Raw genomic sequence first — 15877 nt, 5'->3', positions numbered from 1 at the left:
GCGGCAGCGCCGGCGCCTGAAGGCACCTGACCGCCGGGCGTTTCTTCTTCCTCCGGCTGTGCCGACGAATCGGCAGCATCGGGGGAGAGGAGGGCACGCAATTCATCCTCCGCCGCGATGGTGGTGACGAAGAACAGTTCGTCACCGCCGTCGATGACGTCATCCCGGCTGGGTGTGATTGGTGCATGGTCCCGCAGGATCGCCACCAGGGTGGAATCATCGGGCCATTCGATGTCGCCCACGGTGCTCCCAATGACATGCGAGTCGTGCGGAACAGTGAATTCCACCAGGGAGGCAACACCCGTCTGGAGGGTCAGGAGCCGTACCAGGTCGCCGATTTCCACGGCCTCTTCCACCAGTGCTGTCATCAGCTGTGGGGTGTTGACAGCCACGTCTACGCCCCAGGAGTCGTTGAACATCCAGTCGTTCTTGGGGTTGTTGACGCGGCCCACCGTACGGCCCACGCCGAACTCGGTTTTCGCCAGCAACGAGACCACAAGATTGACCTTGTCATCGCCCGTGGCGGACACCACCACGTCGGCTTCCTCAACCTTCGCCCCTTGGAGCGTGCTCAGCTCGCAGGCGTCACCCACCAGCCAGTGCGCGCCCCGAAGGCCGCTGCGGCCGATGACCTCGGGCTTGAGGTCGATCAGGAGGATCTCGTGCTTGTGGGACAGCAATTCCCTGGCAATGGACGATCCGACGCTGCCCGCGCCAACGATCACGACTTTCACTGCAGCTCCTTAGCGGGGGCTTTGGCCAGGACCTGGGCGACGTGGGACGTGCGGTCCACCTGGAGCATGGCGTGGACGGTGTCGCCGTCCTGGTAGGCCGTGCCGGCATCCGGCAGCAGCCCTTCTCCGAAACGGGTGAGGAACGCCACGCGAACGCCGGCAGCCTTCTCGATGGCGCTGATCCTGTGGCCTACCCACCCGGCGTCCAGGTCCAGTTCGGCCAGCACCAGGCGTCCGGACGGTTCGCGGTAGTCGCCGGCAAGATGCTGCTCCGGAAGGATCCGGCGGAGCACCTGGTCGGCGCTCCAGCGGACGGCCGCCACGGTGGGGATGCCCAGGCGCTGGTAAATTTCGGCGCGGCCGGGATCGTAGATCCTCGCCACCACATGCGGCACATGGAAGGTTTCGCGGGCCACCCGGGTGGCCAGGATGTTGGAGTTGTCGCCGCTTGATACAGCTGCGAAGGCGTAGGCCTCTGCTACTCCGGCCTGTTTGAGCGTTTCCCTGTCGAAACCGACGCCGGTGACCTTCCGCCCCGTGAACCCCTGCCGGAGCCTGCGGAACGCGCGGTCGTCCTGGTCGATGATGGCCACTGAGTGCCCGGCATCTTCGAGCGTGTGCGCCAGTGTCGCCCCCACCCGGCCACATCCCATGATCACGAAATGCGCCACCGTATCTCCTCTGTATTCCGGTCCAGCTTCTGCAGCTAGAACTCTACCGGCAGCGCCCCTGCTTCCTGCCGCCTGGCTGCCGTCATGACATCATCCGGGAATCAGACTAGCTTTGTGGAGTGCTGACAATATTCAACGCGGTTAAGCGCGTTCTGGTGGGCAAGCCGTTCCGGAATGACAGGATGGCCCATACCCTGCTTCCGAAGAAGATCGCCCTTCCGATCTTCGCGTCTGATGCACTGTCCTCCGTCGCGTACGCGCCGGACGAAATCCTGCTCACCCTGGCCCTGGCCGGTGTCAGTGCCGTGGCCTTTTCCCCGTGGGTTGGCCTGGCCGTCATGGTGGTCCTGCTGACCGTGGTGGCGTCCTACCGGCAAAATGTCCATGCCTACCCGTCCGGCGGTGGCGATTACGAGATCGCCAATGAGAACCTGGGCAAGTACGCCGGGCTCACTGTCGCCTCAGCACTCCTGGTGGACTACGTCCTCACCGTGGCGGTATCCATGTCATCGGCCGCGGCATACTTGACGACGGCGGTGCCCTCGCTCCACGGGCAGCAGGCCACCATCGCCACCATCGGCGTGATCATCCTGGCCCTGGTTAACCTCCGGGGCATCAAGGAGGCCGGCAGCGTTTTCGCCGTCCCCACGTACATCTTTATGGCTTCGATCTTTGGCATGACGGCGGTGGGCGTTTACCAGGTGGCCACCGGACAGGTGGGTGAGGCCCCCTCCGCCGCCTTCACGATCGTCCCGGCGGCAGGCTTCGACGAGGGCCTCGTGGGACTTGCCGGCGCCTTCCTCCTGCTGCGTGCCTTCTCCTCGGGAGCGGCGGCCCTCACCGGCGTTGAAGCGATCAGCAATGGCGTGCCCAACTTCCGTCCGCCCAAGAGCAAGAATGCCGCCACCACGCTGCTTCTGCTGGGCGTTATCGGCGCCTCGATGCTGGCAGGGATCATGTTCCTGGCCCAGGCAACAAAGGTCCACATTGTCCTGGACCCGGCCAAGGAGTTCCTGCTCAACGGCAGCCCGCTGCCCGAGGGGTACATCCAGAACCCGGCCATCAGCCAGATCGCGCAGACGATCTTCGGCCCGGGCTCGATTCCGTTCTACATCGTGGTGGCCGCCACCGGCGTCATCCTGGTGTTCGCCTCCAATACCGCGTTCAACGGGTTCCCGGTGCTGGGGTCCATCCTCGCCCAGGACGGGTACCTGCCGCGCCAGCTCCGCACCAGGGGTGACCGGCTGGCGTTCAGCAACGGTGTCCTGGCCCTGGCCGCCGGAGCACTGGTGCTGATCATCGCGTTCAACGCCGATGTCACCAAGCTCATCCAGCTCTACATCGTCGGCGTCTTCATCTCCTTCACGGCCAGCCAGCTCGGCATGATCCGGCACTGGGGCCGGGAGCTGAAGCTTGCCAAGGACAAAGCAGTGCGGCGCAGGATGATGAAGTCCCGCACCATCAACACCATCGGCTTCGGCATGACAGCGCTGGTCCTGGTGATCGTGCTCATCACCAAGTTCGAACAGGGTGCCTGGATTGCGCTGCTCGCCATGTTCATCCTGTTCCTCATCATGTGGAGCATCCGGGCGCACTACGACAACGTGGCCAAGGAACTGGCCGTGGACGAGGACTCGTCTCCCCGCGCGCTGCCCACCCGCGTCCACGCCGTCCTCCTGGTGTCCCACGTGCGCAAGCCGGTGCTCCGCGCGCTGGCCTACGCCCGCGCGTCGCGCCCGTCCCGGCTGGACGCCATCACCGTTGACATCGACGCCGCCGAAACCGCGCACACCGTCAACGACTGGGAGAAACTGGACATCCCCGTTCCCCTGACGGTGCTGGCGAGCCCGTACCGCGAAACCGTCACGCCCATCATGGAATACATCAAACAGATGCGGCTCGACTCTCCGCGCGACCTGGTGGTGGTCTACATCCCCGAGTACGTGGTGGGCAAGTGGTGGGAGCAGCTGGTGCACAACCAGACGGCCCTGCGCATCAAGACCAGGCTGCACTTCGAACCCGGAGTCATGGTGGCCAGCGTGCCATGGCAGCTCAAATCATCCGAAGAAGCCAAGAACCTCCAGGACGTGCAATGACCTCCAGAACTTCCACCACCGCCGCCAACAGCACAGCAGATGCGCATGCGGGGGAGGAACTTGTCGTCGAGGTGGGGCCCGTTGCCCACGGCGGCCACTGCGTAGCCCGCCACGAAGGCCGCGTCATCTTCGTCCGCCACGGCATTCCCGGGGAAAAGGTCCGGGTGCGGCTCACCGACGCCGGGGACAACGCGAAGTTCTGGCGCGCCGACGTCGTGGACGTACTGGACGCCTCCCCGGACCGCGTGGACCACTTTTGGCATGCGGCGGATTCCACCCGGGCCTGGGGGCACGGACATCCTCCGGTGGGCGGTGCGGAGTTCGGCCACATCAGCCTGGACCGGCAGCTTCGGCTCAAAGCCGAGGTGCTGGACGAACAGCTCAGGCGGCTGGGCGGGACGGGACAGTCGCCGGCCGGCTGGAGCGGCGTCGTTGAGGCCGTGGGGGAAGCGGCCGACGGCGGGCTAGGCCTTGGGTGGCGCACGCGCGCCAGTTTCTCGGTGACCCCCTCGGGGAAGCTGGGCATGCACGCGCACCGCTCCACCCAGGTCCTCCCGGTTCGGGAGATGCCGCTCGCCACGGACGCCATCAATGCCCTGCAGCTGTGGAACATCGACCTGCAGGGCATCGAACGGGTGGAAGTCGCGGCCCCGGCCAACGGTTCCCGCCCGCTGGTGCTGCTGGCTCCGGCGGAGGGAACAAAACCCAAACGACTGGCTGCTGTTGCCGCGGCCCTGCCGGATGACGTGTCGGCGGCAGGGTTCGACGCCGCCTCGGGGGAGGTGACCCGGTTGCGGGGCCGTTCGTGGGTACAGGAATCCGCGGCGGGCCACGACTACCGGGTCACGGGCGCCGGGTTCTGGCAGATCCACCGCGACGCGCCCGGGACACTTGTGGGGGCTGTCACAGATTTCCTGCACGGGGGCGGGTTCCTGCACCCCGGTGCGGTGGTTGCGGACCTTTATGCCGGCGCCGGACTGTTCACCGCAGTGCTGGCCGACGCTGTCGGGGAGACCGGCTCGGTACTGTCCGTCGAGGGAGCACCGGGAACCAGCAGGGATGCGCGCAAGAACCTCCACGCTGCCCCGCAAGTGGAAATTGTCCAGGGCCGGGTGGAGCGTGTCCTCCGCCAGAAACCGCGGAATTTCGACGCCCTGGTCCTCGACCCGCCGCGCGCCGGTGCCGGCAAGGCAGTGGTGCGGCAACTGGTGGATGCGCACCCGCGGGCCATCGCCTACGTATCCTGCGATCCGGCGTCGTTCGCCCGTGACGTGTCCTACTTCCGGGACGCGGGCTGGGAGCTCGCCAACCTGCGGGCCTTCGACATCTATCCGCACACCCACCACTTGGAGACAGTGGCGCTGCTGACGCCCCGTTCATGACGGCGGCATCCATGATGGCCACGGCGTTTTCGACTACGATGGCCGTAGTAGTCCCACGTCGCGCCCCGTATTCGCGGGCGGCTGTGTGCCATTTTCGGGTCCTGAGCTAATTAGGACCACCTAACTAGCAGGCGGTCAACCGCGCGACAAAGATGAAACTGTTGCGAGAGGAGTCCTGCGATGAGCACTGTGGACAGCTTCGGTTCAAAAGGCAAACTTAATGTAGCCGGAACCGAATATGAAATTTTCCGGTTGAACTCCGTTGAAGGTGCAGAAAACCTTCCGTTCAGCCTCAAGGTATTGCTTGAAAACCTGCTGAGGACCGAGGACGGCGCGAACATCACTGCCGATCACGTCCGCGCCCTGGCAGGCTGGGATCCCAATGCGGAACCCGATACAGAAATCCAGTTCACGCCGGCACGCGTGATCATGCAGGACTTCACCGGCGTCCCCTGCGTGGTGGACCTGGCGACGATGCGTGAAGCCGTCAAGGAACTTGGTGGCGACCCCAAGCGCGTCAACCCGCTGGCACCGGCCGAAATGGTCATCGACCACTCGGTGCAGATCGATGCCTTCGGTAACTCCGGCGCGCTGGAGCGCAACATGGAGATCGAATACCAGCGCAATGGTGAGCGCTACCAGTTCCTGCGCTGGGGCCAGACCGCGTTTGACGATTTCAAGGTCGTCCCCCCGGGAACCGGCATCGTGCACCAGGTCAACATCGAGTACCTGGCGCGCACGGTCATGACCCGTGAAGTCAACGGCGCTTTGCGTGCCTACCCCGACACCTGCGTCGGCACCGACTCCCACACCACCATGGTCAACGGCCTGGGCGTTCTCGGCTGGGGCGTCGGCGGCATCGAAGCCGAGGCAGCCATGCTCGGCCAGCCCGTCTCCATGCTCATTCCCCGCGTCGTCGGCTTCAAGCTGACCGGGTCCATCCCGGCCGGCGCCACCGCCACCGACGTCGTTCTCACCATCACCGAGCAGCTGCGCCAGCACGGCGTGGTGGGCAAGTTCGTTGAGTTCTACGGCGAGGGTGTCGCGGCCGTGCCGCTGGCCAACCGCGCCACCATCGGCAACATGAGCCCGGAGTTCGGCTCCACCGCCGCCATGTTCCCCATCGACGACGTCACCTTGGACTACCTGCGCCTCACGGGCCGCTCCGATGAGAATGTTGCCCTGGTCGAGGAGTACGCGAAGGAACAGGGCCTCTGGCACGATCCTTCCCGCGAGATCAAGTTCTCCGAGTACCTGGAACTGGACCTGTCCACGGTTGTTCCGTCGATCTCCGGCCCCAAGCGTCCGCAGGACCGGATCATCCTCAGCGAGTCCAAGGACCAGTTCCGCGAGGATCTCCGCAACTACGTCAAGGTTGACCTGGCCGACGGCAGCCTGGACGAAGCCATCGACGAGAGCTTCCCGGCGTCGGATTCCCCGTCGTTCACCGCTTCGGCAACGCACCTCACGGAGCAGGCGCCCCACAGCCACGGCCCCAAGGCCAATGGACGCCCGTCCAAGAAGGTGGCCGTCACGACCGCGGACGGCCGGGAGTTCGAGTTGGACCACGGTGCGGTGTCGATCGCGTCGATCACCTCCTGCACCAACACGTCCAACCCCTCGGTGATGCTGGCTGCTGCCCTGCTTGCGCGCAACGCCGTGGAAAAGGGCCTGGCCGCGAAGCCGTGGGTCAAGACCTCCGTCGCCCCGGGCTCCAAGGTGGTGACCGACTACTACAACAAGTCGGGCCTGACCCCTTACCTGGAGAAGCTCGGCTTCTACATCGTGGGCTACGGCTGCGCCACCTGCATCGGCAACTCCGGCCCGCTCGACGCCGAGATCTCCGAAGCCATCCAGGCCAACGACCTCTCCGTCACGGCTGTGCTTTCCGGCAACCGCAACTTCGAAGGCCGCATCAACCCGGACGTCAAGATGAACTACCTGGCTTCCCCGCCGCTGGTCATCGCCTACGCCCTGGCCGGAACCATGGACTTCGACTTCGAAGCCGATGCCCTGGGCCAGGACGAAGCCGGCAATGACGTCTTCCTCAAGGACATCTGGCCGAACCCGGTCGAGGTCCAGCAGGTCATTGACTCATCGATCGACAAGGGCATGTTTGCCCGCGGCTACGAGGGCGTCTTTGAAGGCGACGACCGCTGGAAGGCGCTGGACACCCCTGCGGGCGACACCTTCGCCTGGGATGCCAAGTCCACCTACGTCCGGAAGCCCCCGTACTTCGAAGGCATGAAGGCCCAGCCTGAGCCGGTCAAGGACATCAGCGGCGCCCGCGTGCTGCTGAAGCTCGGCGACTCCGTCACCACGGACCACATCTCGCCTGCCGGTTCCTTCAAGTCCGACACCCCCGCCGGCCAGTACCTGCTGGCCAACGGCGTGGAGCGCAAGGACTTCAACTCGTACGGTTCCCGCCGTGGCAACCACGAGGTGATGATCCGCGGTACGTTCGCGAACATCCGCATCAAGAACCAGATCCTCGACGGCGTGGAGGGCGGCTTCACCCGCGACTTCACCCAGGAAGGCGGCCCGCAGGCCTACGTCTACGACGCCGCCCAGAACTACCAGGCAGCCGGCACTCCGTTGGTGGTCCTGGCAGGCAAGGAATACGGTTCGGGTTCATCGCGTGACTGGGCTGCCAAGGGTACCGCCCTGCTGGGCGTCAAGGCCGTCGTCGCCGAGAGCTACGAGCGCATCCACCGCTCCAACCTCATCGGCATGGGCGTCCTGCCGCTGCAGTTCCCGGCCGGCGAGAACGCTGCCAGCCTGGGCCTCACCGGCACGGAAACCTTCTCGGTTGAGGGCGTCACCGCCCTGAACGAAGGCACCACGCCCAAGACCCTCAAGGTCACGGCAACCGCCGAAGACGGCTCCTCGAAGACCTTCGACGCCGTCCTTCGTATCGATACGCCGGGTGAAGCGGACTACTACCGCAACGGCGGCATCCTGCAGTACGTGCTGCGCCAGATCTCCGCGAACTAGCGGAGCCTGCCAGCAGGCAGAACCACTCCGAAGCCCCGGCCGGTCACCGACCAGCCGGGGCTTCGGCCGTCCGGCTGAGCTTTGTCCGCGGACCAAGGCGTTAGAGTTAAACGGCACGTCTACCACCCGAAGGAGGGGTCATTGGGAATCTTGGACACCATCCGGAATCCGCAGGACCTGAACGATTTATCCGAAGAGCAGCTGGAACAGCTGGCCTCGGAGATCAGGGAATTCCTGATTACTAACGTTTCCCAGACGGGCGGCCACCTCGGACCCAACCTCGGCGTCGTGGAACTCACGCTGGCCGTGCACCGCATTTTCGACTCTCCGCGGGACAGCATCGTCTTCGACACCGGGCACCAGTCCTACGTACACAAGCTGCTGACCGGCCGGCAGGATTTCAGCACTCTCCGCCAGCAGGGCGGCCTCTCCGGCTACCCCTCGCGGGCCGAGTCGGAACACGACATCGTGGAAAGCTCCCACGCGTCCTCGTCACTGTCCTGGGCTGACGGGATCTCCCGCGCCCGGCAGCTCACCGGCGAAGGCGACCGCCACGTCGTCGCCGTCGTGGGGGATGGCGCGCTGACTGGCGGGATGGCCTGGGAGGCCATCAACAACATTGCAGCCGACAAGAAGCGGCGCGTAGTCATTGTCGTCAACGACAATGGCCGCTCTTACGCACCCACAGTGGGTGGTTTCGCCGATTACCTGGCGTCCCTGCGCCCCACCATCGACTCCTTCCGTGCAGCACCTGCCTACGAGAAGGCGCTGGACTGGTGGAAGAAGAAGCTCCAGAACGGGGGCCCGGCGGGCCAGTTCACCTACAAGAGCCTCCACGCCATGAAGAAGGGCGTCAAGGACTGGTGGGCCCCGCAGGGCATGTTCGAGGACCTCGGTATGAAGTACATCGGCCCTGTGGACGGGCATAACCTGCAGGCCCTGGAGCACGCCCTCGCCACTGCACGGAACTACCACGGCCCGGTGATCGTCCACGCCATGACCGAAAAGGGCCATGGCTATGCGCCCGCCCGCGCCCATGAGGCAGACCAGTTCCATGCCGTCGGCATCATCGATCCGGAGACCGGCGAACCCACCGGTACTGCGGGCGCAAAGTCCTGGACGTCGGTTTTTGCCGACGAAATCGCTGCCATCGCGGACGAGCGCAAAGACATCGTGGGCATCACCGGAGCCATGCTCATCCCGGTGGGCCTGCACAAGTTTGCCGCCAAGCACCCGGACCGGGTTATCGATGTTGGAATTGCTGAACAGCATGCCCTGACGTCCGCAGCCGGCATGGCCTTCGGCGGACTGCACCCCGTGGTGGCCGTCTACGCCACCTTCCTCAACCGCGCCTTCGACCAGCTGCTCATGGACGTGGCCCTGCACAAGGCCGGCGTCACGATCGTCCTGGACCGGGCAGGCGTCACCGGCCCGGACGGCGCCAGCCACCACGGCATGTGGGACATGTCCATGGTCCAGATCGTCCCCGGCCTCCACCTCGCCGCGCCCCGCGACGCCTCACGCCTCCGCGAGGAGCTGCGCGAAGCCGTGGCCATCAATGACGCACCCACCGTGGTCCGTTTCTCCAAGGGATCCGTCGGCGCTGAAATCGAAGCGCTGGAACGCCTCAGCGACGGCGTTGACGTGCTGGCACGCCGGCCCGCTGGCTCCACTGCCAACGATGTCCTCATCGTCAGCGTCGGCGCCATGTCCGAGCTCGCCCTCGACGTGGCCAACCGGCTCGGCGCGCAGGGGATCAGCACCACTGTGGTGGACCCCCGCTGGGTCCTTCCGGTCCGCCGTTCCATCATCGCCCTGGCCTCGCACCACCGCCTGGTGGTCTGCATCGAGGACGGCGTCCGCGCCGGCGGAGTGGGGTCGCGGATCCGGCAGGAAATGCGGGCAGCAGGCGTGGACACCGCCCTGAACGAGGTGGGCCTTCCCGTCGCGTTCCTGGACCACGGAACCCGCAGGGAGGTGATGGAGCGCGTGGGCCTCACCGCCCAACAGATCACGCACGACGTCGTCGCCCAGGTCTTGGGGACAAAGGTCCCCTTCGCGCGTCCATTGCCGGGGCAGGAACACCCCACCACCGGCAGCCTCCCCATCCTGTGAGGGGAGAAGAAAGGCTGGAGGACCAAGGCGGGCGCGCTTATCCCGGCATGCTGGGGGACCAACACGAAGCCGGCCACCCCGGGGCAACCCGGACACCGCAGGGACTCGAACCCGGACAGTTGGTGGTGGCCCGCAACCGCAAGTGGAACGGCAAGGCACACTGGGTGGTGCCCGGCCGCTACCTCGGCGAGGACCGGCACGGCTGGTGGATCTTCCAGGGCACCAACGAGTTCTGTTCCCGGCCGGGCGCGGCGTTCTACACCAGGTCCGACGCCGTCCTCCTGGTTCCGCGCGACGGCGACTGGGTAGCCACCTTCTACGATGATGCCCACCCCGGCGGCGTCCGGATCTACATCGACCTCGCTGTGGCCCATGAATGGAACCCCATCCGGCCGCACGTCACCGAGTTCCACGTCATTGACATGGACCTGGACGTGGTGAGCACAGCGGGCCGCGGCGTTTTCATCGACGACGAGGACGAGTTCGAGGACCACCGCGCCGCCATGAACTACCCCGCAGCACTGGCGGAGTCCCTCGAGGCTTCCGCCGCAGAACTTTTCCAGGCCGTTAAGGCGCAAGAGGCACCGTTCGACGGCACGGACGTCGGATGGTTTACCAAGGGACGAATATGAGCGACAACATGCGGGTCTACAAACGCGACGACGAAGGCGCCCTCCACTTCCGGGAGGCCTGGTACGACGAAGAGTACGGCCAGTTCGTCATGAACTTCGGTGCTGTGGGGCACCAGAGCAAGACCCAGGAGACAGACGTACCGGATGCTGCCGCCGCAGAAGGGCTGATGGATGCCTTCGCCGTGCAGTGCACCGAGGATGGCTACGCCGAGATCCCCGCCGAAGACCAGTTCTGGGTGGTGGCCCAGTTCGCCCTGAAAACCCGTGAAGGCACCGCCCGCGACCACCACCTTGCCCAGAAGGCGTCCGACGCCCTCATCAGCCACCTCGCCTGGCGGGGCCTGGGCACCGTGGACCGCAGCGGGTTCAGCGACTTCAAGCTCAACATCTTCTGCCTCTGCCCGGACGTGAACAAGGCCGTCGCCGCCATCAAGGTATGCGCCCGCAACGAGGACCTCGACTTCACCAAGCTCAGCATCGGTGCTGCCCCCTTCACCGACGCGGAAAACTTCAAGCTCAAGCACTCCGCCAAACCCGCCAACAGCTTCAGCCTCTAGGAGTTCCCTGTGACAACGTACCGCCGCGTCGGAAAATCAGGCCTGACCGTCTCCACGGTGGGCCTCGGATGCAATAACCTGGGCCGCGCCAACACCGTCACCGAATCCCAGGAAGGCACCGACGCCGTCGTTTCCGCGGCCCTTGATGCCGGCATCACGCTGTTCGACGTCGCGGACAACTACGGCCGCGAGCCCGGACTCAGCGAAACGATGCTGGGCAAGGCGCTCGGCAGCCGCCGGGGCGACGTTGTGGTGGCCACGAAGTTCGGAATGGATGCCAAGGGCGTCAACGGCCCGGACTTCGGTGCGCGCGGTTCCCGCCGGTACATCATCCAGTCCGTCGAAGCGTCCCTGCGGCGCCTCGGCACCGACTGGATCGACCTCTACCAGTTCCACACGCCGGATCCGCAGACGCCCATCGACGAAACCCTGTCCGCGCTGGACGACCTTGTCCGCAGCGGGAAGGTCAGGTACATCGGCCACTCCAACCGCGCCGGCTGGCAGATCTCCCAGGCCGAGTACGTGGCGCGCGAACTCGGCGGGGCCCGCTTCATCTCCACCCAGAACCACTACAACCTCCTGGACCGCCGGGCGGAACTGGAGGTCACTCCCGCGGCTGAGGAATTCGGCCTTGGCGTCCTGCCGTACTTCCCGCTGGCCAACGGCCTGCTGACCGGCAAATATGCGCCGGGCCACGCGCCGGACGGTTCCCGGCTCAGCCACACACGCACCAACATGGTGGACGACGCCGACTGGGACCAATTGGGCAAGTTCAGCCTGTTCGCCAAGGAACGCGGCCTGGGCGAAGTGGAGGTCGCCTTCTCCTGGCTCGCCGCCCAGCCGTCCGTGGCCAGCGTCATTGCCGGCGCCACGAAACCGGAGCAGGTCCGGCAGAACGCGGCTGCGGCCCACTGGCAGCCGTCGGCGGACGACCTCGCGGAACTGGACAGCATCTTCCCGGCCGTGCCCAAGGTAGCCCTCTTCTAGGCGTCCGAAAACCGGCACCAGCCAACCCGTGCAGCTGAACCCCAACCAACCGAACCACGTAACCCGGACCAACCATGACCGCATTCCTGCTGGACGTCGACACCGGCATCGACGACGCCCTGGCCCTTGCTTATCTGGCCGCCCTGCCGGACACGGAATTCGTGTCCGTCACGGCAACCCCCGGAAACGTGGACGCGGACCAAGTGGCACGGAATACCCTGGCGCTGCTGGAACTGTGCGGACGCCCTGGCGTTGAGGTGGCCATCGGGGCACGGGTACCACTGTCCATCCCGTTGGTCACCACCCCGGAAACGCACGGTCCGCAGGGCACCGGCTACGCCGTCCTGCCCGAACCGGACGGGCAGGTCTCGGCGCGGAACGCCGTCGACCTCTGGATCGACCATGCCCGCGCCCGGCCGGGCGAACTCACCGCGCTCATCACTGCGCCGTTGACCAACTTCGCCCTGGCCCTCCGCAAGGAGCCGGACCTGCCCGAACTGCTGGCCGGCGTCGTGATCATGGGCGGAAGTTTCTATTACCAGGGGAACACCACGCCCACCGCCGAGTGGAACACCCACGTGGATCCGCATGCCGCAAAGGAGGTGTACGCCGCCTACCGCGGCAGGCCCGCCGCGAAGCTGCCGGTGGTCTGTTCGCTGGACACCACCGAGCGGATGGAGATGCGGCCTGACCATGTCCGGCAGCTTGCTGAGGCGGCCGGTGCCTCCGTTCCCGAGCTTGTGCTCCCGGACCAGACAGAGGGCCGGCGCAGCACCTCTGACAACCGCGTCATCCGGCACCTCTCGGACGCGCTGCGGTTCTACTTCGAGTTCCACCGGCTGTACGACCAGGGCTACCTGGCGCACGTCCATGATTTCTTTGCCGCCGGAGTTGCCGCGGGCACCCTCGAGTACAGTGCGCGGCCGGCAACCATCGACGTCGAGACGGACTCGCCGCTGCTGATGGGAACAACTGTGGCGGACTACCGGGGACTGTGGGGGAGCGCACCGAACGCCCGGATCGTCTCGGCCAACAACCCGGAGCAGGCGTTCCGGGAACTCATCACGGCCGTCGGGAACCTGGCCGCCCGGTTGGGCTGACACGGCCCGGTTGGGCTGGCACCGCGCGGTAACGCGGACCCGGCTGAAAGCTTTCCGGGCGGCGCAGACGTCCGGCTGACGGGACCGGGCCGGACCGCTAGAGCGGGGCGTCCGCCGGTACGTCGGTGTCCAGGGCCAGCAGGGCGTTTTCCACCACTTCCATCAGCGCCGGGTGGATCCAGTACGGGCCGCGGGCCAGCACATGCACGGGTGTCTCCTGGTACATGGCCTGCACCAGCGGCTGGATCAGGTTGGACGCTTCGTGGCCCAGGATGTGGGCCCCCAGCAGGCGTCCTGTTGAGCGCTCGGCGATGAGCTTGACCACCCCCTCCTGGTCCTCCATGGCCCAGCCGTACGCGGTGCTGCCGTACTCCTGCAGGGCGGTGACAACCTCGGATCCGGACGCAGCGCCGGACCGTGCCTCCTCTTCCGTCAGTCCCACCGAAGCGATCTGCGGATTGGAGAACACTGCGGACGGGACGGCGGTGTAGTCGATGCTGCGGAGCCTGTCCGGGTGCTCAAGATTGTGGGCCACCACCCGGGCCTCCCTGTTGGCCACGTGCTTGAGCTGATACGGGTTGGCGGCGTCGCCCAAGGCATACACGCCCGGAAGGGGTTCGCCTCCGGAGAGGACCCGAAGCCTGGAGTCCACGGCGAGTATCCCGTCGTCGCGCAGGTCAAAGCCCGCAGCTTCGGCGCCCAGCCTGTCGGTGTTGGGAACCCGGCCGGTGGCCATCAGCACGAGGTCCGCCGGCACCCGCAGCTGCCCGCCGCCGCGGCCCGTGAAGACGGCGGTGACGCTCCCGTCGCCGTTGTCCTCCACGGACTGGATCGCGAAACCGGTCCGGAGCGTCCAGCGCTCGGCGGCGGCGGCCGCGAAACGCTCCGCGATGTCTGCATCATGGCCGCGGAGCAGGCGTTCGGACCGGTTCACCTGCGTCACATCGGAGCCAAGGCCGGCAAAGACGCTGGCGAACTCCGCGGCGATGTAGCCCCCGCCAACCACCACCACGCGCCGGGGCAGCCCGTCCACCCGCATCACCGTGTCCGAGGTGTGCACCTGGGGCAGGTCCATGCCGTCAACGTCCGGCACCACGGCCCGCGAACCCGCGGCAACCACTACCTGGTCCGCCGTGATCTCCACCCCGGAGTCCGTCCGCAGTGACCGCGGACCGGTGAAGCGCGCGTGCTCCTCGTACAGTTCAACGTTGTCCAGCTCGTCCGCCCGGTACCGGCGGCCTGATGCTGAGATGGCGTCAATCCGGCCGAAGATCCGGTCCCGGATGCCGTTCCAGTGCACCTTGTCCAGGTTCAGGTCCACGCCCAGCCGGCGGGCCTCGGCCGGTGCGGCGGCGAGCCCGGCGGGGTAGACGAACATCTTGGTGGGGATGCAGCCCACGTTCAGGCACGTTCCGCCGAACACGCCGCCGTCGATCAGGGCCACCCGCTTGCCGTCCCAGTACGGGGTGATCAGCGAGTTCCCTGATCCGGATCCAATGATGGCGAGTTCGTAGTGGGGCATGCGGCCGACTTTCAGTGGAGGACCCTCTGCCAGGGAGGGCCGATGTTCTTTGGGCGGGCCGGCAGCCCAACTGCCGGTGTCCCTTCCCGCAGTCTAAGGGAGGACACCTGCCGGCACGCTGCAGCGCCGGTAGACTGGTTCCGTCTGCCGGTTCATTCCGGCCCCTGCCGCCGAGGTGACATAGGTGGCGCTCCGCACGGCCCGGTTTTTCGTGCCGTCCGTGCCGCACCCCAAAGGAACCTTCATGTCATCGCCCTCCCTGACGCTGCCGTCCCCGGCGCCCGCCGCTGCCCGCCGGCGCCGGCTCCTGGAAATCCTTGGTGCCCTGGCCATTGCCGGCACCTACGTCTTCCTGGTCCTCAACCAGCCCGCGGACATCACCGGCGGCCCCGGCAGTGCGTCGGCACTGATTGCCCTCTCCGGCTTTCTGGTGGGTGCCATCCTGCTGATCGTTGCCGTGCTGCCCAGCCTGCCGGCGTCCACCGTCGTGCTGATTCCGGTGGCCCTGGTCCTGAACATCGTGCTGGGCCAGTTCGTCGGCAGCACGCTGGTGCCGTTCTACCTGGACGCGATCGGTACTGTCCTGATCGCCGTCCTGGCCGGTCCCGCCGCGGGTGCGGCCACCGGGGCACTCAGCAGCATCGTGTGGTCCTTCTTCAATCCCACGGTCCTGCCTTTCGCCGCGGGCGCTGCGCTGATCGGCTGCCTCGCCGGCCTTGCTGCCCGGTACGGCCTGTTCCGCCGTTTCTACCTGGCCCCCGTTGCCGGCTTCGCCACCGGCATCATCGGCGGCGTCGTCTCGGCACCGGTGGCCGCCTTCGTCTTCGGCGGCACCTCCGGGGTGGCAACCGGCGCCATCGTCAGCGCCTTCCGCTCGATGGGCGACACCCTGCTGGCCGCCATCACCAAGCAGGCACTCATCTCCGACCCCATGGACAAGGCCATCGTCTTCACCGTGGTGGCCATCCTGGTGTACGCGCTGCCGCGCCGGACCAGGTTCCAGTTCCCGTTTGTCCGCCGGCACCACGTCCTGGCCGGAAAAGCGCCGGGACAGGCAGCAGGACAGGATTCCACGCCCGCATCCTGA

The 15877-nt window shown here is 66.4% G+C and carries 11 protein-coding genes and 1 pseudogene; 9 read left to right on the top strand and 3 right to left on the bottom strand.

Going from position 1 to position 15877, the window contains the following annotated elements:
- Window positions 1-44: 44 nt before the first annotated feature.
- Together AC1DBN_RS15410 and AC1DBN_RS15405 are read right to left on the bottom strand one after the other, a co-directional pair.
- Window positions 45-734 (bottom strand): annotated as a pseudogene (locus AC1DBN_RS15410) (potassium channel family protein); the annotation flags it as partial.
- The gene (locus tag AC1DBN_RS15405; protein ID WP_015936842.1) at window positions 731-1405 is read right to left on the bottom strand and encodes a potassium channel family protein; all 675 of its coding nucleotides are present in this window, start codon (window positions 1403-1405) and stop codon (window positions 731-733) included. The pseudogene AC1DBN_RS15410 and the gene AC1DBN_RS15405, both read right to left, overlap by 4 nt.
- A gap of 119 nt (window positions 1406-1524) precedes the next feature.
- Between AC1DBN_RS15405 and AC1DBN_RS15400 the strand changes: the two genes are divergently transcribed.
- From AC1DBN_RS15400 to AC1DBN_RS15365, 8 genes are all read left to right on the top strand, one after another.
- Window positions 1525-3501: an APC family permease gene (locus AC1DBN_RS15400; protein ID WP_091719588.1), complete on the top strand. Its 1977-nt coding sequence runs from the start codon at window positions 1525-1527 to the stop codon at window positions 3499-3501.
- Window positions 3498-4883, top strand: a complete 1386-nt coding sequence (locus tag AC1DBN_RS15395) for a class I SAM-dependent RNA methyltransferase (RefSeq protein WP_314213386.1) — start codon at window positions 3498-3500, stop codon at window positions 4881-4883. The genes AC1DBN_RS15400 and AC1DBN_RS15395 overlap by 4 nt, the downstream gene beginning before the upstream one ends.
- Window positions 4884-5063: 180 nt before the next feature.
- Window positions 5064-7877, top strand: a complete 2814-nt coding sequence (locus tag AC1DBN_RS15390; protein ID WP_314213385.1) for an aconitate hydratase — start codon at window positions 5064-5066, stop codon at window positions 7875-7877.
- A gap of 141 nt (window positions 7878-8018) precedes the next feature.
- Window positions 8019-9992, top strand: a complete 1974-nt coding sequence (gene dxs / locus AC1DBN_RS15385; RefSeq protein WP_314213384.1) for a 1-deoxy-D-xylulose-5-phosphate synthase — start codon at window positions 8019-8021, stop codon at window positions 9990-9992.
- A gap of 47 nt (window positions 9993-10039) precedes the next feature.
- Window positions 10040-10624, top strand: a complete 585-nt coding sequence (locus tag AC1DBN_RS15380; RefSeq protein ID WP_314213409.1) for a DUF402 domain-containing protein — start codon at window positions 10040-10042, stop codon at window positions 10622-10624.
- Window positions 10621-11181, top strand: coding sequence for a hypothetical protein (locus tag AC1DBN_RS15375; protein WP_091719595.1), 561 nt, complete (start codon window positions 10621-10623; stop codon window positions 11179-11181). Before AC1DBN_RS15380 ends, AC1DBN_RS15375 begins: the two co-directional genes overlap by 4 nt.
- A 9-nt stretch (window positions 11182-11190) precedes the next feature.
- Window positions 11191-12168 (top strand): aldo/keto reductase, encoded by a 978-nt coding sequence (locus tag AC1DBN_RS15370; protein WP_091719597.1) that lies wholly within the window; start codon window positions 11191-11193, stop codon window positions 12166-12168.
- 74 nt (window positions 12169-12242) lie between these two features.
- Complete coding sequence (locus AC1DBN_RS15365) at window positions 12243-13268, top strand: nucleoside hydrolase (protein WP_477723582.1); 1026 nt, start codon at window positions 12243-12245, stop codon at window positions 13266-13268.
- A 97-nt stretch (window positions 13269-13365) separates the two neighbouring features.
- Here the strand turns inward: AC1DBN_RS15365 and AC1DBN_RS15360 are convergent, their stop codons facing one another.
- Window positions 13366-14790 (bottom strand): mycothione reductase, encoded by a 1425-nt coding sequence (locus AC1DBN_RS15360; RefSeq protein ID WP_314213383.1) that lies wholly within the window; start codon window positions 14788-14790, stop codon window positions 13366-13368.
- Between the two features lie 244 nt (window positions 14791-15034).
- Here AC1DBN_RS15360 and AC1DBN_RS15355 point away from each other — a divergent pair, with 244 nt between their 5' ends.
- Entirely contained in the window at window positions 15035-15877 is an 843-nt protein-coding gene (locus tag AC1DBN_RS15355) for an ECF transporter S component (protein WP_314213382.1), read from the top strand.

The sequence above is a fragment of the Pseudarthrobacter sp. 10T415 genome (assembly GCF_056394175.1).
This window is presented reverse-complemented; position numbering and strand designations above follow the sequence as displayed.